Annotated in this window: 18 protein-coding genes and 1 pseudogene; 5 read left to right on the forward strand and 14 right to left on the reverse strand. The window is 63.9% G+C overall.

What is annotated here, in order from left to right:
• The 10 genes and pseudogenes from lpxD to NTH_RS01170 form a co-directional block, all read right to left on the reverse strand.
• Positions 1-1046, reverse strand: a pseudogene (gene lpxD, locus NTH_RS01125) (UDP-3-O-(3-hydroxymyristoyl)glucosamine N-acyltransferase).
• 68 nt (positions 1047-1114) lie between these two features.
• Positions 1115-3484 carry an outer membrane protein assembly factor BamA gene (gene bamA, locus NTH_RS01130; RefSeq protein ID WP_338528277.1) on the reverse strand — a complete coding sequence of 790 codons (2370 nt, stop codon included), beginning with the start codon at positions 3482-3484 and terminating at the stop codon, positions 1115-1117.
• A 238-nt stretch (positions 3485-3722) separates the two neighbouring features.
• Complete coding sequence (gene rseP, locus NTH_RS01135; protein ID WP_338528278.1) at positions 3723-4862, reverse strand: RIP metalloprotease RseP; 1140 nt, start codon at positions 4860-4862, stop codon at positions 3723-3725.
• Positions 4863-5024: 162 nt separating this feature from the next.
• Entirely contained in the window at positions 5025-5852 is an 828-nt protein-coding gene (locus NTH_RS01140) for a phosphatidate cytidylyltransferase (RefSeq protein WP_338528279.1), read from the reverse strand.
• Positions 5849-6565, reverse strand: a complete 717-nt coding sequence (locus tag NTH_RS01145; protein ID WP_338528280.1) for an isoprenyl transferase — start codon at positions 6563-6565, stop codon at positions 5849-5851. Before NTH_RS01145 ends, NTH_RS01140 begins: the two co-directional genes overlap by 4 nt.
• A 97-nt stretch (positions 6566-6662) precedes the next feature.
• On the reverse strand, positions 6663-7223 hold the full coding sequence (frr, locus tag NTH_RS01150; RefSeq protein ID WP_338528281.1) for a ribosome recycling factor: 561 nt from the start codon (positions 7221-7223) through the stop codon (positions 6663-6665).
• 11 nt (positions 7224-7234) lie between these two features.
• On the reverse strand, positions 7235-7978 hold the full coding sequence (gene pyrH, locus NTH_RS01155; RefSeq protein WP_422392333.1) for a UMP kinase: 744 nt from the start codon (positions 7976-7978) through the stop codon (positions 7235-7237).
• Between the two features lie 126 nt (positions 7979-8104).
• Entirely contained in the window at positions 8105-9028 is a 924-nt protein-coding gene (tsf, locus tag NTH_RS01160; RefSeq protein WP_338528283.1) for a translation elongation factor Ts, read from the reverse strand.
• 115 nt (positions 9029-9143) lie between these two features.
• A complete protein-coding gene (rpsB, locus tag NTH_RS01165; RefSeq protein WP_338528284.1) occupies positions 9144-9968 on the reverse strand; it encodes a 30S ribosomal protein S2 in 825 nt (274 codons plus the stop codon).
• Positions 9969-10163: 195 nt separating this feature from the next.
• The gene (locus tag NTH_RS01170) at positions 10164-10991 is read right to left on the reverse strand and encodes a cell envelope integrity EipB family protein (protein WP_338528285.1); all 828 of its coding nucleotides are present in this window, start codon (positions 10989-10991) and stop codon (positions 10164-10166) included.
• Positions 10992-11107: 116 nt separating this feature from the next.
• Here NTH_RS01170 and NTH_RS01175 point away from each other — a divergent pair, with 116 nt between their 5' ends.
• The 5 genes from NTH_RS01175 (at position 11108) to NTH_RS01195 (ending at position 15297) form a co-directional block, all read left to right on the forward strand.
• Positions 11108-11572, forward strand: a complete 465-nt coding sequence (locus NTH_RS01175) for a RidA family protein (protein WP_338528286.1) — start codon at positions 11108-11110, stop codon at positions 11570-11572.
• Positions 11573-11574: 2 nt separating this feature from the next.
• Positions 11575-12282 (forward strand): glycerophosphodiester phosphodiesterase, encoded by a 708-nt coding sequence (locus tag NTH_RS01180; RefSeq protein WP_338528287.1) that lies wholly within the window; start codon positions 11575-11577, stop codon positions 12280-12282.
• Between the two features lie 39 nt (positions 12283-12321).
• A complete protein-coding gene (locus NTH_RS01185; RefSeq protein WP_338528288.1) occupies positions 12322-13503 on the forward strand; it encodes a GNAT family N-acetyltransferase in 1182 nt (393 codons plus the stop codon).
• Between the two features lie 73 nt (positions 13504-13576).
• Positions 13577-14017 (forward strand): HIT family protein, encoded by a 441-nt coding sequence (locus NTH_RS01190; RefSeq protein WP_338528289.1) that lies wholly within the window; start codon positions 13577-13579, stop codon positions 14015-14017.
• 32 nt (positions 14018-14049) lie between these two features.
• Positions 14050-15297 (forward strand): O-antigen ligase family protein, encoded by a 1248-nt coding sequence (locus NTH_RS01195; protein ID WP_338528290.1) that lies wholly within the window; start codon positions 14050-14052, stop codon positions 15295-15297.
• Here NTH_RS01195 and NTH_RS01200 read toward each other — a convergent pair.
• From NTH_RS01200 to clpS, 4 genes are all read right to left on the reverse strand, one after another.
• Positions 15292-15636, reverse strand: a complete 345-nt coding sequence (locus NTH_RS01200; RefSeq protein WP_338528291.1) for an AzlD domain-containing protein — start codon at positions 15634-15636, stop codon at positions 15292-15294. The two genes, NTH_RS01195 and NTH_RS01200, sit on opposite strands and share 6 nt — an antisense overlap.
• On the reverse strand, positions 15633-16379 hold the full coding sequence (locus NTH_RS01205) for an AzlC family ABC transporter permease (RefSeq protein ID WP_338528292.1): 747 nt from the start codon (positions 16377-16379) through the stop codon (positions 15633-15635). The genes NTH_RS01200 and NTH_RS01205 overlap by 4 nt, the downstream gene beginning before the upstream one ends.
• Positions 16380-16545: 166 nt before the next feature.
• A complete protein-coding gene (clpA, locus tag NTH_RS01210) occupies positions 16546-19005 on the reverse strand; it encodes an ATP-dependent Clp protease ATP-binding subunit ClpA (RefSeq protein WP_338528293.1) in 2460 nt (819 codons plus the stop codon).
• Positions 19006-19013: 8 nt separating this feature from the next.
• Positions 19014-19343 carry an ATP-dependent Clp protease adapter ClpS gene (clpS, locus tag NTH_RS01215; protein ID WP_338531765.1) on the reverse strand — a complete coding sequence of 110 codons (330 nt, stop codon included), beginning with the start codon at positions 19341-19343 and terminating at the stop codon, positions 19014-19016.
• Between the last annotated feature and the right edge of the window lie 209 nt (positions 19344-19552).

Genomic DNA, 19552 nt, shown 5'->3' on the forward strand with positions numbered 1-19552 from the left:
CTACTTTCCCTTCCTGGTTCCCTCGGCGAGCCGGCGCAGCGCCGTCAGTTCGCGAAATGCCTGCCGCATGGGCTGCGCAGGCGATCCTGCCCAGCGCTCGCCCGCCGGAATGTCGTTCATGACGCCGCTGGAGGCGGCAAGCTGCGCGCCGTCTCCGACCGACAGATGGTCGGCAATGCCGACACGGCCCCCAGCATCACGTAATTGCCGAGCTTCACCGAGCCGGAAAGCCCGCACTGGCCGGCCACGACGCAGGCCCTGCCAATGCGCACATTGTGCGCGATCTGCACCAGATTATCGATCTTGCTGCCTTCGCCGATCACGGTATCCGTCAAAGCGCCGCGATCAACGGTCGTGTTCGCGCCGATCTCGACATCGTTCTGGATGATCACGCGGCCGAGCTGGGGGTTTTTCTCCAGCCCCGCCGCCCCGGGCAGAAAACCGAACCCGTCCTGACCGATCTGCACACCGGGATGGATGATCACGCCGTCGCCGATCACGGCGAACTGGACGGTGGCGTTGGGGCCTATATAGCTGCCGCGGCCGATCTTGCAGCCGGCGCCGATGACGGCATGCGGCGCGATGATGGTCCCGGTGCCGATCTCGGCGCCTGCCCCGATCACCGCCCCGGCCTCGATGATGGCGCCCTCCTCGATGAGGGCATCGGCGGCAATTGCCGCACGGTCGGAGACGCCTGTTTCGCCGGTCATCGGCTGCGGCCTGCTGGCGGCGGGAAAGAGAAGCCGGGCCACCGCCGCGAACGCATGCTGCGGCCTCGGCGAAGCAAGCACCGCCACGCCGTCCGGCGCCCTATCGGCGAATTCTTCCGGGCAGATGACGGCGGCCGCGATCAGGCCGGGGATGATATTGGCGTTGCGCTTGCCTTCCACGAAGACCAGCGCGCCCTGTCCGCCTTCCGTGGCGGCCGCCAGATGGGTGATTTCAACGTCCGAAAGCTCCGGCCTGGCAAGAGTTGCGCCGGTCAATGCCGCGATCTCGCCCACGTTGATGCGGCGCGCGGGGACAAAAAAGTCGGGTTCTTTCATGAACGCCTTCTCGTCCGGGCTGCATCGAGCTGCCCGGACAGTCTGCTATGCCTTAGCGGGCCCAGGGCCTAGAACCGCGTGGAAATACCGAAGTTCCAATGCTGAACCCGGTCCGTGTCTTCCTTCACGACGGGATGCGCATAGTCGACGCGCAACGGACCGAAGGGCGAAGCCCAGATCAGGCTGGCGCCAACCGATGCACGCCATTCCATATCTGTGCCCCCGACATTAGGGCTGGTATAGTCCGAGCCGTAGAGTGTTGCTGCGTCAGCAAAAAAAGCGCCGCGCATGCCGAAGCTCTCCGGAATGATCGGCATGGGGAACTGTGCTTCAGCCGAAGCATGGAAATACGTCGTTCCGCCGAGATAGTCACGGCTGCTCCCGGCAGTCTCATACGGGCCTATGCCGTTATACTTGAAGCCGCGGATCATCCTGTCGTTGCTGTTGAACTGGTCGAAAACCCGGAGCGGATCATCGCCGAAGCCAACGATATGTCCGCCACCGACGGTGACGAGACCGACGAGGTCGATCTCCTCCGAGATCATCTGATAGTAGTTCGCACGCGCCGTGAGCTTGACCCATTTGGCATCGCCGCCCAGGCCGGCGACTTCCGTCGTGAAGTTGGCGTAGATGCCTTCGCGCGGCAACTTCATGTCATCGATCGTGTTGTAGATCAACGACCCGCTGACAGACGACTTCTTCCAGGTCCCCTGCCCGATCGCCTGCTGGATCGCCGTGGAAACCGTCGTGCCGGCGAAATCGCTGCCCTTCGTATATTCTTCCTGCGAATAATTATACGCAAGCTGCGCCGTCAGGGCCTCCGTGATCGGTAGACCGAAACGCACCGTGGCGCCCGTTGCCTCGCGATCATAGATGTTCTTCCCGTCGGAATTGTCCACGCTGCGCGTATTGCGGAAGATGTCGAAGCCGGCTGCGATACGGCGTCCCAGGAAGTAGGGTTCGGTAAAGGAGAAGGTATAGTCGCGCGAGTCCTTGCCGCCGGCGGCGGCGACGCGGATGAACTGCCCGCGCCCCAGGAAGTTGCGCTCGGTGACCGACCCTTCGACCGAGAAGCCGCCATTGCTGGAGGACGAAGCGCCCGTAGCGTAACCCGCGCCGATGGAGAACTCACCGGTCGACTTCTCCACCACGTCGACGACCAGGACGACCTGGTCAGGCTGGGACCCCGGCACTGTGGTGATGTTGACGGTCTGGAAGAAGTTCAGATTGTCGAGCCTGCGCTTGGCGCGCTGGATCAGCACCTGATTGAAGGCATCGCCTTCACTGACGTCGAATTCGCGCCGGATGACATAGTCGCGGGTACGGTCGTTGCCGCGAATCTCGATCCGCTCGATATAGGCGCGCGGCCCCTCGTCGATCGAATAGACCACGGAGATCGTGCGGTTCTCGAAATCGCGGCTGCCGCGCGGCGTGACCTGCGCGAAGGCGTAGCCGCGCCCGGCGACTTCCTCGGTAAGGCCGATGATCGTGTCTTCGATGTCCTCGGCGCTGTAGAGGTCGCCGCTGCGCGTCTCGATACGGCCCTGGAGAGTGGTCGCATCAATGCCCTCGATGGTCGAATCGACCGACACGTCGCTGAACCTGTAGCGCTCACCCTCTTCGATGGTGAATCTGACCGTGTATTTGTTGTCGGCCTCGTTGAGATCGGCCGATGACGAGATGACGCGGAAATCCGCGAAACCGCGATTGTAATAGAAGCGGCGAAGCGCTTCTTCGTCGGCACGCAGACGGTTGTCGTCATAGATGTCGTTGCGCATCAGGAACGACAGGAAATTCGACTGCTTGGTCGAGATCACGTCCCTCAGCCGGCGGTCGCCAAAGGCCTCGTTGCCGATGAACTCGATGGAACCGATCTTGGTGCGGTCGCCTTCCTGGATATCGAAGACGACGTTCACGCGCCCGTCGCTCAGCTCCTGGATGCGCCCGGTGACGGTCGCCGCGTCACGGCCAATGCGCTGGTAAGCTGCGCGAATGGCCTCTTCGTCGGCCTGCAGAAGCTGGTTGGAGAAGGCTTTGCGCGGCTCCAACTGCACGGCCCGTGCAAGATTGGCGTCCTTGATCTTCTTGTTGCCCTGGAACAGCACCTGGTTGACGATCGCATATTCGTCGACCGTCACGACCAGCGTGTTTCCGGACTGGGTAATCGACACATCGGCGAAGAGGCCGGTGCCGAAAAGGCGCTTCACTGCCTCGTTCACGTCGGCATTGCTGAAGGACTGGCCTGGCGAGATGCCGACCTGGCTGCGAATCGTATCGGCATCGACACGGCGGTTGCCGCGGACTTCAATTCGGCTGACCGTCGCCGCCTCGGCGACCGATACGGATGCAAGCTGGACAGCGATCGCCCCCGATACCGCTAGACCGGCCGTCAGCGCCACCGCCGAAACGGCGCACATCAATCTGGAAGCTGCCTTCATTGGGCTTTAAAACCTTCTATTCTCGTTGTCCCCACGGCGAGAAATCCGGACAAACGGGCAATGGCTACCGTAATAGCCGGATTTTCTCTACACGCAAGGCTTCTGGTTAATTTGCGTTTACGAAACATCCATCCGTGACTTTCACGTCACGCCAATCGTCGAACGTGGTAAACACCGCCTCAACGACCGGCCCCGGATGCCCCCTCACGCAGTCCCCTGTCCGCCACACATTATCTCCTCAGCATCCAAACAGATCGTTCCAGAAAACGAAACCCATGAACGCGAGGACTACAAGCATTCCAACACGATAAACCGCCTCCATCACCACTTCCGGCACCGGCCGGCGCATCACCGCCTCCATGGCGTAGAACAACAGGTGCCCGCCATCAAGCGGGGGGATGGGTAAAAGATTGAGAATTCCGATGCCCACGGACAGAAGCGCGACGAGCTGGATCAGCCACCCGAAGCCCAGGCTCGCTGCCTTGCCCGCCATGTCGGCAATCTTCACCGGACCGCCAAGCTGGCAGCGGTCCTCGCGCCCAACGACAAAGCGCTTGAGGAACTGGCCGGTGCGGGCGATCACGTGGCCGGTCTCCTCGACCCCCGCCACAAGGGCGCCCACCGGACCGAACTCGTCGACACGCCTGGCGCTTTCTCCCTCGTCATTGATGACGCCTATGACGCCGACCTTGATCGTATTGCCGAGCGCGTCTTCCTGCTCGGTCACCCGCGGCACGGCGACAAGCTCGACCTCGCGGCCATCGCGCATCATCACGAAGGTCAGCGGATCGCCTGCCCGGCCGGATACGATGCGCTGGACGTCGCGGAAGGTCTCGACCTGCGTCCCGTCGACCGAGACGAACCGGTCCCCCGGCAGGATACCGGCCTCCTCGGCGGCACTTCCAGGCTGGACCTGGGAGACCGTCGGCTCGATCACCACGCGGCCATAGAGGCCGAACATGACGGCGAACACGGCTATCGTCAGCAGAAAATTGAAAAAGGGCCCGGCAAACACCGTCGCGGCGCGTTTCCACACCGGTTGCGTGTGGAAGGCGATGCGCCGCTCCTCATCGGGAAGCGCAGCGGCGGCATCGGCGTCCGGCTTGCTCGTCGCCGACATGTCGCCGACGAACTTGACATAGCCGCCGAGCGGGATCGCCGACAGTTTCCAGCGCGCACCGCGCCGGTCGTTGAAGCCGAACAGTTCCGGCCCGAAGCCGATGGAGAACGCCCGCACACCGATCCCGCACCAGCGCCCCACGAGGTAGTGGCCCATCTCGTGCACGAAGATGACAACGGTAAGAACGAACAGGAACGGCACGATGGTGCCGAGAAGGAATCCGCCGGTGCCGGCAAGGAATTCGGAAATGTCGGTCAATGCGTTTCCGTTCTCCCGGAGTCTATCGTTGCCGCGTCAGCTTTCCCGCCAATCCGGGCAAATCCAAGGCCGGGCCTGGTGCCATACGGGAGACTGCCGGGAGCACGCCCGAATCCGGCGCGCGGGAGGGATGTAGCATCTTATCGCACCGGTAGAAACCGGTTAGAACGGCGATAGCGGCTCAACGGCCGGCCCCAGCACAAGCGTTGCGGCGTAAAGGAGGACCGCGGCGGGAACCAGCCCGTCCACGCGGTCCATCACCCCGCCATGCCCGGGAATGATCGCGCCCGAATCTTTCACCCCGTTCCTGCGCTTCACGGCCGATTCGAACAGATCCCCAGCCTGCGAAACGACCGACAAGGCGAGCGACACAAGTCCCCCCGCCACGAGGGCGCCCAGGCTCGCCCCGGCAACGGACGCCGCCACGGCCAGCCCGCCGGCAAGGCCGAAAGCCGCGCCGCCTATCGCCCCGCTCCACGTCTTGCCCGGCGAGATCGAGGGCGCGAGTTTCGGCCCGCCCAGCGAGCGGCCCGTGAAATAGGCCATGATGTCGGTCGCCCACACGACCACGAAAAGCAGGATCACGAGAACCAGCCCCTCCTCCCTGAGGAAGGACAGGGCGATGGCCGGCAGTCCCGCATAGAGCAGACCCCAGAGCGGCCAGAACGTCGCGCGGGAGAGCGCCCGGGCGACGAGGAGCCAGGCAAGGCCGGCCCCGAGAGCCGCGATCGTGATCCCCAGCGGCGCCCCGGTCAGCAGAACCACCGCAACAATTGCAAAGGCCGGCCAGCCATAGAACTCACCGCTGGCATCGTCCTTGCGCATATCGAGCCATTCATGGAATATTCCGGCGCCCATGGCGACGGCGAAAACACGAAACCAGAAGCCGCCGAACCACGTCGCCGCCAGAACCACGACGATCAGGACGATGGCCGAAAGGACGCGCAGTTGGAGATTGCTGCGCTTTCCGGCCCCGCCAGCGCCGGTCATGACACCGCTTCTTGCGCGGCCACACCGCCAAAACGCCGGTCGCGCTCCTCGAAGACCGCAATCGCCGCGGCAAGGTCCTCGCGGCTGAAGTCCGGCCAGTAGAGCGGCAGGAATACGAATTCGGCGTAAGCGGCCTGCCACAGCAGGAAATTGGAAAGCCGCTGCTCGCCGCTCGTGCGGATGATGAGATCGGGATCGGGAATGCCTGCGGTATCGAGGCGGGCCGAGAACGATTCGGCCGTCACGCTCTCGGGATCGATCTGCCCGTCGCGCGCCTCGCGGGCGATCTCCCGGGCGGCGCGCAGGATCTCGTCGCGCGCCCCGTAATTGAACGCGACCACCAGGTTCATGTTGGTGTTCCGCTCGGTCAGGCTCTCGGCCTCGGTAAGCAGGGCCGCGATGTCGGGCTCCAGATCCGCGCGGCTGCCCACGATGCGCACCCGCACGCCGTTCTGGTGCAGTTCGGCCAGGTCACGGCGAATGAAACGCTTCAGCAAGCCCATGAGATCGTTGATCTCGGACTTCGGGCGCGACCAGTTCTCGGATGAGAAGGCGTAGACCGTCAACCAGCCGACACCCAGTTCTCCGGCAGACCGCACGGCCTTGCGCAGCGCCTCGACGCCGGCACGATGGCCGGCCGCGCGCGGCAGACCGCGAGCTCGTGCCCAACGGCCGTTGCCGTCCATGATGATGGCCACATGTGCCGGCTTCACTGGACTTGGCTCCCTCTACCCCGCAGAAACGGCGCCCGAACGTTCGACGACGCCGTTGCGCGCCGCACCGGCGTCGCGCATGGCGAACTTGCGACCCTCAGACCTGAAGGATCTCCGCTTCCTTGTCGACCAGAAGCTTGTCGATGGCAGCAATGGTATCATCCGTCAGTTTCTGCACGCGGTCGGACTGTACGTGCAGGTCGTCTTGACTGATCTCGCCGTCTTTCTCGGCCTTTTTAAGGTGCTCCATCCCGTCGCGCCGCACATGACGGACGGCGATGCGGGCGTTTTCGGCATATTGGTGCGCGATTTTCACCAGTTCCCTGCGCCGTTCCTCGTTGAGTTCGGGCAAGGGAATGCGCAGCGTTGCGCCGTCCACGATCGGATTGAAGCCGAGATTGGACTCGCGGATGGCCTTGTCGACCGCCTGGACCATGCTCTTGTCCCAGACGGAAACAGAGATCATTCGCGGTTCGGGGACCGAAACCGTCGCCACCTGATTGATGGGCATCGATGCGCCGTAGGCTTCCACATTGATCGGATCGAGAAGGTTTGCGGAAGCACGCCCTGTCCTCAGCGAGGCCAGATCGTGCTGAAATGCGCTGACCGCGCCTTCCATGCGCCGGCTCAGATCCTTGAAATCAACCCCTTCAGACATTGCTGCCTCCCTTACGCTTTGGCCTTTTGAAGATCCGCAAGATCGTCATCGACGACAGTACAATGTCCCGCGCCCCGCAAAATGGCTCCAAACCCACCTTCCTCGTGGATCGAGAAGACGATTATCGGAATGTTGTTCTCACGCGCAAGCGCAATCGCCGCCGTGTCCATGATCGACAGGCCGTCCCGCATAACACGCTCGTGGGAGATGCGTTCGTAACGGGTGGCCTGCGGGTCCTTCTTCGGGTCGGCGGTATAGACGCCGTCGACCTGCGTCCCCTTGAAAAGCGCCTCCGCCCCGATCTCCGCCGCGCGCAGCGCAGCCGCGGAATCCGTGGTGAAGAAGGGATTGCCTGTGCCGCCGGCGAAGATGACGACCTTGCCCTGGTTCATGTAGCTGGTGGCCTGACGCTGGGAGAAGCTCTCGCAGAGCTCCGGCATGGCGATGGCCGAAAGCACCACCGCCTCGACACCGATCTTGACCAGCGAGGTCCGCAGCGCCAGCGAGTTGATGACCGTGGCCAGCATGCCCATGTGGTCGCCCGTCACCCGATCGCCACCCTTGGACGCAACGGCGACGCCGCGGAAGATATTGCCGCCGCCGATCACCACGCCGACCTCGACGCCGAGCGACCGCGCATCGGCGATGTCCCTGGCGATGCGGTCGACGACCGAGACATCGATGCCGAAGCCCTGCTCACCCATCAGGGCTTCGCCGGAAGCTTTCAGTACGACGCGCCGAAATCGTGGTTCCACTCTACCCTCGTCTCCGTTGACCGTCCGTCCCGGGACGCGCCCGCGCATCCCGGCTTCCTTCGTCGCCTACACGAAGGGCACCGCGTTGTCACGCGGTGCCCCTTGATATGCCCCGACAAGCGGCGCTTACGACTTTGCGGCAGCGGCCACTTCGGCGGCGAAATCAGACGCGGCGCGCTCGATGCCCTCGCCGAGCGCGAATCGGACGAAGCCGGTGACCTTCGCCGGCGCGCCGATCTCCTTCTCGGCTTCCTTCAACGCCTGCTCGACGGTCACGTCGGGGTTGACGACGAATGCCTGCTTGAGAAGCACGACTTCCTCGAAGAACTTGCGCATCCGGCCCTCGACCATCTTCTCGATGATGTTTTCCGGCTTACCCGACTGGCGCGCCTGATCGGAGAAAATCTCCTTCTCACGGGCAACGGCCGCCGGGTCGACATCGGTGTCGTTGAGCGCAAGCGGGTTCACCGCCGCAACATGCATCGCAACCTGGCGGCCGAAAGCGGCGGCAGCTTCCGCGCTGCCTTCCGTTTCGACGGCGACCAGCACGCCGATCTTGCCGAGATTGTCGGCGACCGCGTTGTGCACATAGCTCGCCACGGCGCCCTTGCTCACCGAAAGCTTGGCCGAACGACGCAGGGCCATGTTCTCGCCGATCGTGGCGATGGCGTCCTTGACGGTCTCCTCGACGGTCTTGCCGCTGCCGGGATAAGAAGCGGCCGAGACCGCCTCCACCGAACCGTCCGTCGACAGGGCAACGGTGGCGATGTTGCGCACCAGGTCCTGGAAGGCATCGTTGCGTGCGACGAAATCGGTCTCCGAATTCACCTCGACGACGACAGCGCTGTCGGTGCCGGTCGCAACGCCGATCAGGCCTTCGGCCGCCGTGCGGCCGGCCTTCTTGTCGGCCTTGGACATGCCCTTCTTGCGCAGCCAGTCGACGGCCGCTTCGATATCGCCGCCGGTCTCGGCCAGCGCGGTCTTGCAGTCCATCATGCCCGCGCCAGTCATCTCGCGCAGTTGTTTGACCTGTGCTGCTGAAATGCTCATCGTCGCCTCTTCATATCCGATTGGTCAGCGGCCGGGTGACAGCACCACGGCCGCTTTTCATTTGGCGGGGCCGTGCGGCCCCGGAATGGAGGGAAAGGTCGAAAGACCGTTCCCGCTAAGCCTTGCTCGCGTCCTCGGCCGGCGTCTCGGAAGCCGCCTGTTCCGCCGGGACAGCTTCCTCGGCGGGCGCTTCAATGGCCGTCTCGACCGGAGCTTCCTCGGAAGCGCCTACATCCATGCCCAGCGAGCCCTGCTGGCGCTCGATGCCGTCGATGGCCGCCCTGGCGAACAGGTCGCAATAGAGCGAGATAGCGCGCGACGCATCGTCATTGCCGGGGATCGGGAAGTCGACGACCTCCGGATCGCAGTTCGAATCGGAGATCGCGATCACCGGGATGCCCAGACGGCGGGCTTCCTGCACTGCGATGGCTTCCTTGTTGGTGTCGATCACGAACATCATGTCCGGCGTCGAGCCCATGTCGCGGATACCGCCCAGCGCGCGCTCCAGCTTGTCGCGCTCGCGCTCGAGGTTGAGCCGCTCCTTCTTGGTGAATCCCGAGGCGTCGCCCTGAAGAAGCTCGTCCAGCTTGCGCAGGCGCTGGATCGAATTGGAGATCGTCTTCCAGTTGGTCAGCATGCCGCCGAGCCAGCGCGAGTTCACATAATACTGGGCCGACCGCTTGGCCGCATCGGCAACGATGTCGGAAGCCTGGCGCTTGGTGCCGACGAACAGAACGCGGCCGCCCTTGGCCACGGTGTCGGAAACCGCCTTCAGCGCCTGGTGCAGCAGCGGAACGGTCTGGCTGAGGTCGATGATGTGGATGTTGTTGCGGGCGCCGAAGATATAGGGCGCCATCTTCGGGTTCCAGCGGTGGGTCTGGTGGCCGAAGTGAACACCAGCTTCAAGGAGCTGGCGCATGCTGAAATCAGGCAATGCCATTGTCGTTTTCCTTTCCGGTTAAGCCTCCGCGGATCACAGGCGGTCTTGCCGCCACCGGAGGATCCGGCCGGATGTCTCCCGACAGAACCCAAAAATCCGCGTGTGGAATGGGCGCGCATATAGAGGCTATTTCCGATCAATGCAAGCAAAGCCCGCCGACAGCGCCCGATTGCCGCGCCTGCCCGCGCAGATGGCCTATTGCGGCGGGCAGCTGTCGTCCGTGTCGAACAGCGCCAGGTCCGCCAGCTTGGCCGTCATGGAATACTCGTCGTAGCGTATCAGCATGTCCCGCTGCACGCCGCTTTCATGCAGCTTGAAGCTCACGATGTAGTCGCTGACCTCTTCTCCGCCCGATGTCTCGCCGTCGAAATAGGCCGCCGTCACCGCTCTGAACTCTTCCTCGGCCAGCTTCCCAAGCGCCTCGGCCTCGGGATCGTTTTCTGCGACAGGCTTGGGCTTTCCCACCACGACGGAGGTCATGATGGCGCTGTCGGTAAACTCGGTCCCGTCGAATATAGGGCTTTGAAAGAAGTTCTCGCCCTTCTCCGCCTTGTCCAGCAGCCTGTTGAGAAATGCCGTGGGGAAAAGCGTCGGCCCGAAACTGTGCTCGACCTTCTCGGGCTGTTCATAGGCGACGGTCGTTCCGCCCTCGCCCAGCGTCGCCGTCCCCTTGACCTCGCTCTCCAGCGCCTTGTCGATGAACGATTTCGTGACGAAGCGGAATGTCCGGCCGTCGGCGTCCTCGAAGCTGGTCACCTGCTGGTCGATGAGGCGTTCGCCCTCGCTCATGCCGATATTCATGACGATGCGCGACTTGAGCGTGTAGCCCGAGCACTGCGAACCGGAGAACTCGAACACCCAGCGGCCGGATAAATGCTCGATTTCCGAATCGTCATTGGTCTCGGCGAGCGCGAGATTGTAGACTGCCCGATGGGCCTGCAGCTCGCGCGCCCCGGCATCCAGCGGAACGAAAACCGTACACACGGGTGCGAGCAAGGCAATGGCAAGGCGCGGTGGACGCATGTATGGACTCCCGTTGCTGGACGGATAAACCGGATCAGGCGTGCATCTTCCCACGCGCATTATCTGTCGTGAAGAAAGTGCCGCGATCTTGCAAGGTCAAACACGAGGAAAATTCCATGGGCAATGCCATTGAAAAGAGGCTTCTGGAACTCGGCGTCGAACTTCCCTCGCCCGCCGCGCCGGCCGCCAACTACGTGCCGTTCGCCGAAAGCGGCAAGTTTCTGTTCACCTCCGGCCAATTGCCCATCAAGGATGGCAAGCTGATGGCGATGGGGCTGCTCGGCCGCGAACTGGGCACGGAAGCCGGCAAGCTCGCCGCCAAATGGTGCGCCGTCAACGTGCTGGCACAAGCCAGGGAAGCCCTCGGCGACCTGCAGCGCATAAAGCGGATTGTGAAGATCACCGTCTTCATAGCCTCGACGCCCGACTATACCGAACAGCATCTGGTCGCCAACGGAGCATCGGATTTCCTGGTCGCCGCCCTTGGCGACAAGGGCCGCCATGCGCGCTCCGCCGTCGGCACCGCTTCGCTGCCCATGAACGCACCGGTGGAAATCGAAGCCGTCGTCGAGGTGGAATAGCCATGGCGGCTCCCGACTGGCTGACCGCGCGGCCGATTGCCCATCGCGGTTTCCACGACCTCAATCGCGAGCGCTGGGAGAACACCCTGCCGGCCTTTCAGGCGGCCGTCGATCGCAGCTATGCCATCGAGTGCGACGTGCACCTGAGCAAGGACGGCGTTCCGGTTGTCTTCCACGACGGGGAACTTCAGCGCCTGACCGGCCAGCCCGGCCATGTATGGGACAAGACCGCCGCCGAACTGCGGCAAATGCGGATCGGCGGCACCAGCGACACCACTCCCAGCCTCGACGACATGCTCGACCTCGTTTCAGGACGCGTGCCCGTGATCGTCGAGCTCAAGGGCTCGCAGCACAGCGAAGGCCTCGCCGCCGCCGTGGCCGCCCGGTTGAACGCATATCGCGGGCCCGCCGCCATCATGTCGTTTGACCATCGCCTGGTGCGGCGCTTCCCGTTGGAGGCGCCCGGCATCGTCGCCGGACTGACCGCCGAAGGACGCGGCGCAAGGGACATGGAGGCCTATTTTTCCATGCTTGCCAACGGCCTTTCCTTCGTTTCCTATAGTGTCGATGATCTGCCGAACCCGTTTGTCACTTTCGTGCGGGAACGCTTGGCGATGCCCGTCATCACCTGGACCGTGCGGGACGAGGCAGGGGTGGAAATCACCAGACGGTACGCCGACCAGATCACCTTCGAAGGCTTTGCCCCCTGAGGCGAATGTCGAAACACACGGCAACGGACAGGAAGCACGATGAACTCGCACGAGCGCGAAGCGACCTTGCGTGTCGCCACCAGTCTCGACGCATTCACGCCCGATGAATGGGCGCTCCTGGAGGGTGCTTCGAAGGCGCGGGGCGCAAACTACAACCCGTTCCTTTCCCACGCCTTCCTGAAGTCGCTGGAGGAAAGCGGCTGCGCGTGCGCCGCCACCGGCTGGCAGCCGCAGTTCCTGCGCCTCGACGACGCGTGCGGACAACTGCTGGGCGCCGCGCCCGCCTATCTGAAGTCCCACAGCCAGGGCGAATATGTGTTCGATCACGGCTGGGCCGACGCCTTCGAGCGCGCCGGCGGGCGCTATTATCCGAAGCTGCAGGTGTCCATCCCCTTTACGCCGGCGACCGGACCGCGCCTTCTGGCCCGCCGCGACGGCGATGCGTCTTCCATAAAGCATGCCCTGGCGGCCGGCCTGAAGACGCTCGCTCAGCGCCTTGGCATCTCGTCCGTCCATGCGACCTTTGCCGAAGAAGCCGACATGGAAGCGCTGCAGGCCGCCGGCTATCTGACGCGGACGGACCAGCAGTTCCACTTCTTCAATCGGGGCTACGCATCCTATGACGACTTCCTGGCAAGCCTTGCCTCGCGCAAACGAAAAGCCGTGCGCAAGGAACGGCGCGCTGCGGTGGAAGCCGGTATCGAGATCGACCGTCTCACCGGCTCCGACATCACTGAGGCGGCCTGGGACGATTTTTACGCTTTTTATATGGACACCGGCAGCCGCAAATGGGGCCGCCCCTATCTCAACCGGCGCTTCTTTTCCCTCGTCGGCGAGCGCATGGCCGACGACATCCTGCTGGTAATGGCCCGCCGCAACGGCCGCTATATCGCCGGCGCCATCAACTTCATCGGCAGCGATGCGCTCTACGGCCGCAACTGGGGCTGCATCGAGCACCACCCCTTCCTGCATTTCGAGGTCTGCTATCACCAAGCCATCGAGTTCGCCATCGAGCGCGGCCTGGCCCGCGTCGAGGCGGGCGCGCAGGGCGAACACAAGCTGGCGCGCGGCTATCTGCCCGTCGTCACGCGCTCGGCCCATTTCATCGCGCATCCCGGCCTGCGCCGCGCCGTCGCCGACTATCTCGAGAACGAGCGACAGGATGTCGAGATGATCGGCGAAATCCTCGCCGGCCATGCCCCTTTTCGCAAGGACGGCTAGCCTTTGGCCTTGACCGCGACGCGCGCGGCCACCAAAACAACGCGCGCAAGATGTATTTGCCTAGGGGATGACGATGAGCGGCAGCGCATACGATCAGGACAACGTTTTCGCCAAGATCCTCCGCGGCGAGCTACCGGCCCAGAAATTGTACGAGGACGACAAGACGCTCGCCTTCATGGATATCATGCCGCGCGGTGACGGGCACTGCCTGGCAATTCCCAAGCAGCCGGCCCGCAATCTTCTGGACGCGGACACCGACAGCCTCGCCGCCCTGATGGCCACCGTCCAGAAGGTCGGCCGCGCCGCGATGACCGCTTTGGAGGCCGACGGCCTGACCATCCAGCAGTTCAACGAAGAAGCCGGCGGGCAGATCGTCTTCCATCTCCATGTCCACATCATCCCCCGTTTCACCGGCGTGGCGCTGCGGCCCCATTCCGGCGAGATGGCCGACCAGGACAAGCTGGCGGAACAGGCGGCGAAGATCAAGGCGGCCCTCGCCACCTCTGACGCGTAGTGCTCCTTCAACCTCTGACACGCCGGCGGTCCATGAACCTTCCCACAACCAACCGCTTCTTCACGCTGGCGTGCGTTTCGGTGGCGCCGGCCCTCGGCTCCGTCGTAAGCTTCATCTGGCATGGCGGCGCCCTGTGGTGCTTCAGCCAGATCGCGCTTGGCCGCCGCCGGTTCAGCCCCGACCGTGCCATGTGGGTCGTCGCAGCGCTGCTCAGCGTTTATGTTGCTGCGAGCCTTGCCTCGTTTGCCGTCAACGATCCGCGGATGGACGATATCGGCTCGCTCGCATCGCTGGCCACCTTCCTGCTAGTCCCTTTCTCCTATTCCGTCTGGAGCGTCTCCGACAAGACGGCCATCGCCCGCGCGGCGGCTCTCGGCGGGATGATTGCGGGCTACAGCGCCTGCGCCGTCGCCATCGTCGAATATGGGCTGACGGGCCTGCGCGCCGAGGGCGGGGCCGGCAACGCACTGGTCTTCGCAACCGCCACGGCCATGCTTGGCCCGCTGAGCCTTGGCGGCATGCTCGCCTTCGAGTGGCGTTGGCGGTGGGTCATGGGCGGCGGCTATGTCGCCAGTCTGGCCGCGCTGGTCCTTTCGGGCTCGCGCCTCGCATGGGTCAGCGCTGCGCTGATCCTGCTGGCGATGCTCGTCGTCTGGCGCAAGGAGATCTGGCGCCTGGCGCGCGGTCAGTTGCTGGCCATGGCGGCGGTTCTGGCCCTTATCGGTGTGCTGTCGTCCGGCATAGTGCTGGAGCGGGCAGAGAACGTCGCCGCGGATTGGGAGCAGCTACAGGAAGGCAGCGACTATCAGTCCTCGCTCGGGCTGCGGCTGGCCCTCTGGCAGATCGGGCTGCAGTCATTCGCGGAGAGGCCGCTGCTCGGATCCGGTATGCACAATACGGAAGAGATCATTCGCGAGGGCTTGCGGGAAGGGTTCGGCATCGACCGCGGCTTCACTCATTTCCACAACGGCCTCCTCACGCTTCTCGTGGAATCGGGCCTAATCGGCGGTGGCGCCATTGCCGCGACCCTATTCTACCTCGCTTATCTCGCCTTTCGCGGCCTGCGCGCATCCGGTGAGCCGCTGGTCCGCTTCGGATCCTTCACGCTCATCATACTCGTCGTATCGAGCCTTGCCGGCGGTAGCCTCAACATCGTCATCGGCCACGACATACTCGACACGCTGTTCGTGATGTTCATCATCATGGGCGTCTATCTCAGCGCCGGCACGTCCCTGATGCCGGAGGCGTCGCGGCTCGCGGCGGCGCCAAGCGCATCATAGGAGCATTCCGCCGGCGAGGACCAGTTCGCCGGCTATGATGCCGACGATCACGCGTTTGCCGGCCGCCAGATAGGCGGCGAAGCCCGCAAGGCCCGCCCCAACGCGCAGCCAGAGCGGCGTGGCCGCCAGCGCGCCGCTGGGAAAGATCACCAGATTGGCGATGACGGCGGCAACGAGCGCCGTGGCGATGCAGCGCACCATCACCAGAAGCTCCGAATCCTCGGCGAGCTTGCCGCCGAAATAGACACCCACGAAACGCCACATATCCGTGGCGAGCCAGCCGCCGACAATGATGAAGAGGTAAGGCCACCACCAGGCGTCTATCGCGTGGAAGCTCATGCCTTGCGCCTCCGCTTGCCGATCAGATGGACGCCATAGGCTGCGACACCGGCAGACAAGCCGGCCGCCAGCAGGTCGAAATCCGGTGTCAGGAGGTGGAACACCGGACCAAGGACCAATCCGAAGACCATCGCCACCTGCCCTGCCCGCTCCCGCGCGGAGCCCCAGAGCGACGTCAGGAAATACATCGGGGTCAGGAAGAACAGGGCCGCCGAGACCGGCGGCGGCAGCCGTCCCGCGACGATGAAGACAACCGCCACGACCAGCATGTTGCCGAGCACCAGCGTCCCGCCCAGCCCGGCATAGAAGGTGGTCCGCATCGGCCTCGGCACCAGGCGGAACTGCTCCATGGCCAGCACCCACGACGTGACGGCGACGAAATGCGACAGCAGGTAGAGCACCCAGGCCGGCGTCTTTGGCGTCCGCATTTCCGGCGTGAGCGCCACCACCATCGGTGCCAGCCGTACCGACGAGAGCGCAACGGCGAAGGCGGCGGCCGGCAGGCTGTTTCCGGCGATCACCGCGCCCACCAGGACCACCTTGGCCGGCAGCGCCCAGACGATGCCCGTCATGAAGACGGTTTGCGCCAGGGTCAGCCCGGCGTCACGGGCAAGCCCGGCAAAGCCGACAAAGGCGCTGGCCAGGATAAGCCCGGGAATGGAGAAGGCCGACCGTACGCCGCGCAGCAGCCAGTAGCGGCGGGATCCGGTCGTTTCAGCGGTGTTGCCGTCGGTTGCGTCCATGGGTTTTGCTGCATAGCACAATGGCTGCCGCCGCGCGATAAAGGCGCCGGCGCTGCCTTGGCGCACTCAGCCGCTATCCTGTGGTCCAGAAACGACAAAGCGCGCGGAAGATCCGCGCGCTTTGTGGACATAACGGGCTCAGGCCGGGGCAGATCGGGGCCCCGGTCTACCCCTTGCGTGGCAGTTGCGGCACGAGGCTGCGCTTGGGCGGCTCCTTCGGCTCCGGCGGCTTCTTCGCCTTGGCCGGCTTGGCTTTCGCGGCAGCGCCACGCTTCGAGGCCGCCTTCTTGACAGACTCCGACTCGCGCTTTGGCTTCACCGGCGTTTCGTCGGGAATGGTGTCCAGCTTGAGGCCGGTCGTGCCGTCCTCCCTGCGATCCACCGTAACCCGCACCGTGCCGCCGCGCTTGAGCTTGCCAAAGAGCACTTCCTCGGCCAGCGGCTTCTTGATGTGCTCCTGGATCACCCGTCCGAGCGGCCGGGCGCCCATGCGTTCGTCGTAGCCCTTCTCCGCAAGCCAGGCGACCGCCTCGTCCGAAAGATCGAAGGTGACGCGGCGCTCGGCAAGCTGGGCTTCCAGCTGCATGACGAATTTCTGAACGACCTGATGCACCACCGGCACCGGCAGGGCGCCGAACGGGATGATGGCGTCGAGGCGGTTGCGGAACTCCGGCGTGAACAGCCGGTTGATCGCCTCCATGTCGTCGCCCTCGCGCTTGGTCGAGCCGAAGCCGATCGCCGGCTTCGCCATGTCCGACGCGCCCGCATTGGTGGTCATGATCAGAACCACGTTGCGGAAGTCGATGCGCTTGCCGTTATGGTCGGTCAGCTTGCCGTGATCCATGACCTGAAGCAGGATGTTGAACAGGTCCGGATGCGCCTTCTCGATCTCGTCGAGCAGAAGCACGCAATGGGGATGCTGGTCGACACCGTCGGTGAGCAGTCCGCCCTGGTCGAAGCCGACATATCCGGGCGGGGCGCCGATCAGGCGCGAGACCGTGTGACGCTCCATGTATTCCGACATGTCGAAACGCAGGAGCTCCACCCCGAGCGAGGACGCCAGTTGCTTGGCGACTTCCGTCTTGCCGACGCCGGTCGGGCCGGAGAACAGGTAGGCGCCGATCGGCTTTTCGGGTTCGCGCAGCCCTGCCCGCGCCAGCTTTATCGACGAGGCAAGCGCCTCGATGGCGTTTTCCTGGCCGTAGACCACCCGCTTGAGCTCGATCTCCAGCCCCGCAAGCACCTTCTCGTCGTCGGCCGAGACGGTCTTGGGCGGAATGCGCGCCATCGTGGCGATGGTGTTCTCGATCTCCTTGACGCTGATCGTCTTGCGGCGCTTGGATTCCGGCAACAGCTTCTGCGAGGCGCCCGTCTCGTCGATCACGTCGATCGCCTTGTCGGGCAGCTTGCGGTCGTTGATATAGCGGGCGGAAAGCTCCACCGCGGCCTTGACCGCCTCATTGGTGTATTTGACCTTGTGGAAGTCCTCGAAGTAAGGCTTGAGCCCCTTCATGATCTCAATGGCATCTTCCACCGTCGGCTCGTTCACGTCGATCTTCTGGAACCGGCGGACCAGCGCCCGGTCCTTCTCGAAGAACTGACGGAATTCCTTGTAGGTGGTCGAACCGATGCAGCGGATCGCGCCGGAGGAAAGCGCCGGCTTCAACAGGTTCGAGGCATCCATCGCCCCGCCCGAGGTGGCGCCCGCGCCGATCACCGTGTGGATCTCGTCGATGAAAAGCACCGCGCCGGGAAAATCCTCCAGCTCCTTGACCACCTGCTTCAGCCGCTCCTCGAAGTCGCCGCGATAGCGGGTGCCGGCCAGCAGCGTGCCCATGTCGAGGGCGAAGATGGTGGCGTCGAGCAGCACGTCGGGCACGTCGCCCTCGACCACCCGCTTGGCCAGTCCCTCGGCGATCGCCGTCTTGCCCACGCCCGGATCGCCCACATAGAGCGGGTTGTTCTTGGAGCGGCGGCACAGGACCTGGATCGTCCGGTTGATCTCCGACTGGCGCCCGATGAGCGGATCGATGCGGCCGGAACGCGCCTTCTCGTTGAGGTTCACGCAATAGGCCGACAGCGCATCCTGCTGCTGCTTCTTCTTCGCGCCTTCCTCGGCCTCGGCGCCGGGACCGGTGGCCTGGTCCTCGTCGGCGCCGCGCGGTGTGCGGGTTTCCGAGCCGCCGGGCCGCTTGGCGATGCCGTGGCTGATATAGTTGACCGCGTCATAGCGGGTCATCTGCTGTTCCTGGAGGAAGTAGGCGGCGTGGCTTTCGCGCTCGGCAAAGATCGCGACAAGCACATTGGCGCCCGAAACCTCCTCCCGGCCCGAGGATTGCACATGGATGACGGCGCGCTGGATGACGCGCTGGAACCCGGCGGTCGGCTTGGAGTCCTCGTCATATCCGGTGACCAGATTATCGAGTTCACCATCGACATAGTCGAGCACCGTGCGCCGCAACTCGTCGAGATCCACGTTGCAGGCGCGCATGACGGCAGCAGCGTCCGTATCGTCGATCAGCGCGAGAAGCAGATGCTCCAGCGTCGCGTATTCGTGGTGACGTTCATTGGCATAGGTCAGCGCCTGGTGCAGCGCACGTTCTAGACCCTGCGAGAATGCCGGCATTCAAGACCTCACTTCTTCTCCATCACGCACTGCAGCGGATGCTGGTGCTGACGGGCAAAATCCATGACCTGAGTCACTTTGGTCTCGGCCACTTCGAATGTATAGACGCCGCACTCCCCGACGCCGTGATTGTGTACGTGCAGCATGATCCTGGTGGCGGCTTCCCTGTCTTTTTGAAAGAACCGCTCCAGAACATGGATGACGAACTCCATGGGCGTGTAGTCGTCATTCAACAGCAGCACGCGATAAAGGCTCGGCTTCTTCGTCTTCGTGCGGGTACGCGTGATAACCGCCGTGCCGCGTCCGGCGTTGTTGCCCTCGTCGTCCCCACGGTTCATCCGCAAAGCGTCGCCTGGCATTTTGGTCTCGCCGATCGTCAATCGTCCCATGTTTCCCGCCGCGCCTCACCATGAGTGCAGCATGTAGGTGTTTGTCTGGTGATTTTAAGGCCTTCTTGCGCGCTGACAATACGCATTAGCCCTTGTAGGCCGCAATTTTACGGCCAGCGCGGGCCATTGAACGCGGCCCGGTCATGGATGAAAAATTT

It is taken from the genome of Nitratireductor thuwali (genome assembly GCF_036621415.1).
In the GTDB taxonomy this organism is placed as follows: Bacteria; Pseudomonadota; Alphaproteobacteria; order Rhizobiales; family Rhizobiaceae; genus Chelativorans; species Chelativorans thuwali.

What these genes read in the sequence shown, in the direction of transcription:
- tsf (WP_338528283.1), bottom strand. Translation starts at nt 9,028, where the DNA reads ATGAGCATTTCAGCAGCACAGGTCAAACAACTGCGCGAGATGACTGGC.
- NTH_RS01185 (WP_338528288.1), top strand. Translation starts at nt 12,322, where the DNA reads ATGAACTCGCACGAGCGCGAAGCGACCTTGCGTGTCGCCACCAGTCTC.
- rpsB (WP_338528284.1), bottom strand. Translation starts at nt 9,968, where the DNA reads ATGGCATTGCCTGATTTCAGCATGCGCCAGCTCCTTGAAGCTGGTGTT.
- NTH_RS01190 (WP_338528289.1), top strand. Translation starts at nt 13,577, where the DNA reads ATGAGCGGCAGCGCATACGATCAGGACAACGTTTTCGCCAAGATCCTC.
- bamA (WP_338528277.1), bottom strand. Translation starts at nt 3,484, where the DNA reads ATGAAGGCAGCTTCCAGATTGATGTGCGCCGTTTCGGCGGTGGCGCTG.
- frr (WP_338528281.1), bottom strand. Translation starts at nt 7,223, where the DNA reads ATGTCTGAAGGGGTTGATTTCAAGGATCTGAGCCGGCGCATGGAAGGC.
- NTH_RS01175 (WP_338528286.1), top strand. Translation starts at nt 11,108, where the DNA reads ATGGGCAATGCCATTGAAAAGAGGCTTCTGGAACTCGGCGTCGAACTT.
- NTH_RS01140 (WP_338528279.1), bottom strand. Translation starts at nt 5,852, where the DNA reads ATGACCGGCGCTGGCGGGGCCGGAAAGCGCAGCAATCTCCAACTGCGC.
- clpS (WP_338531765.1), bottom strand. Translation starts at nt 19,343, where the DNA reads ATGAACCGTGGGGACGACGAGGGCAACAACGCCGGACGCGGCACGGCG.
- NTH_RS01205 (WP_338528292.1), bottom strand. Translation starts at nt 16,379, where the DNA reads ATGGACGCAACCGACGGCAACACCGCTGAAACGACCGGATCCCGCCGC.
- NTH_RS01180 (WP_338528287.1), top strand. Translation starts at nt 11,575, where the DNA reads ATGGCGGCTCCCGACTGGCTGACCGCGCGGCCGATTGCCCATCGCGGT.
- NTH_RS01200 (WP_338528291.1), bottom strand. Translation starts at nt 15,636, where the DNA reads ATGAGCTTCCACGCGATAGACGCCTGGTGGTGGCCTTACCTCTTCATC.
- clpA (WP_338528293.1), bottom strand. Translation starts at nt 19,005, where the DNA reads ATGCCGGCATTCTCGCAGGGTCTAGAACGTGCGCTGCACCAGGCGCTG.
- NTH_RS01170 (WP_338528285.1), bottom strand. Translation starts at nt 10,991, where the DNA reads ATGCGTCCACCGCGCCTTGCCATTGCCTTGCTCGCACCCGTGTGTACG.
- NTH_RS01195 (WP_338528290.1), top strand. Translation starts at nt 14,050, where the DNA reads ATGAACCTTCCCACAACCAACCGCTTCTTCACGCTGGCGTGCGTTTCG.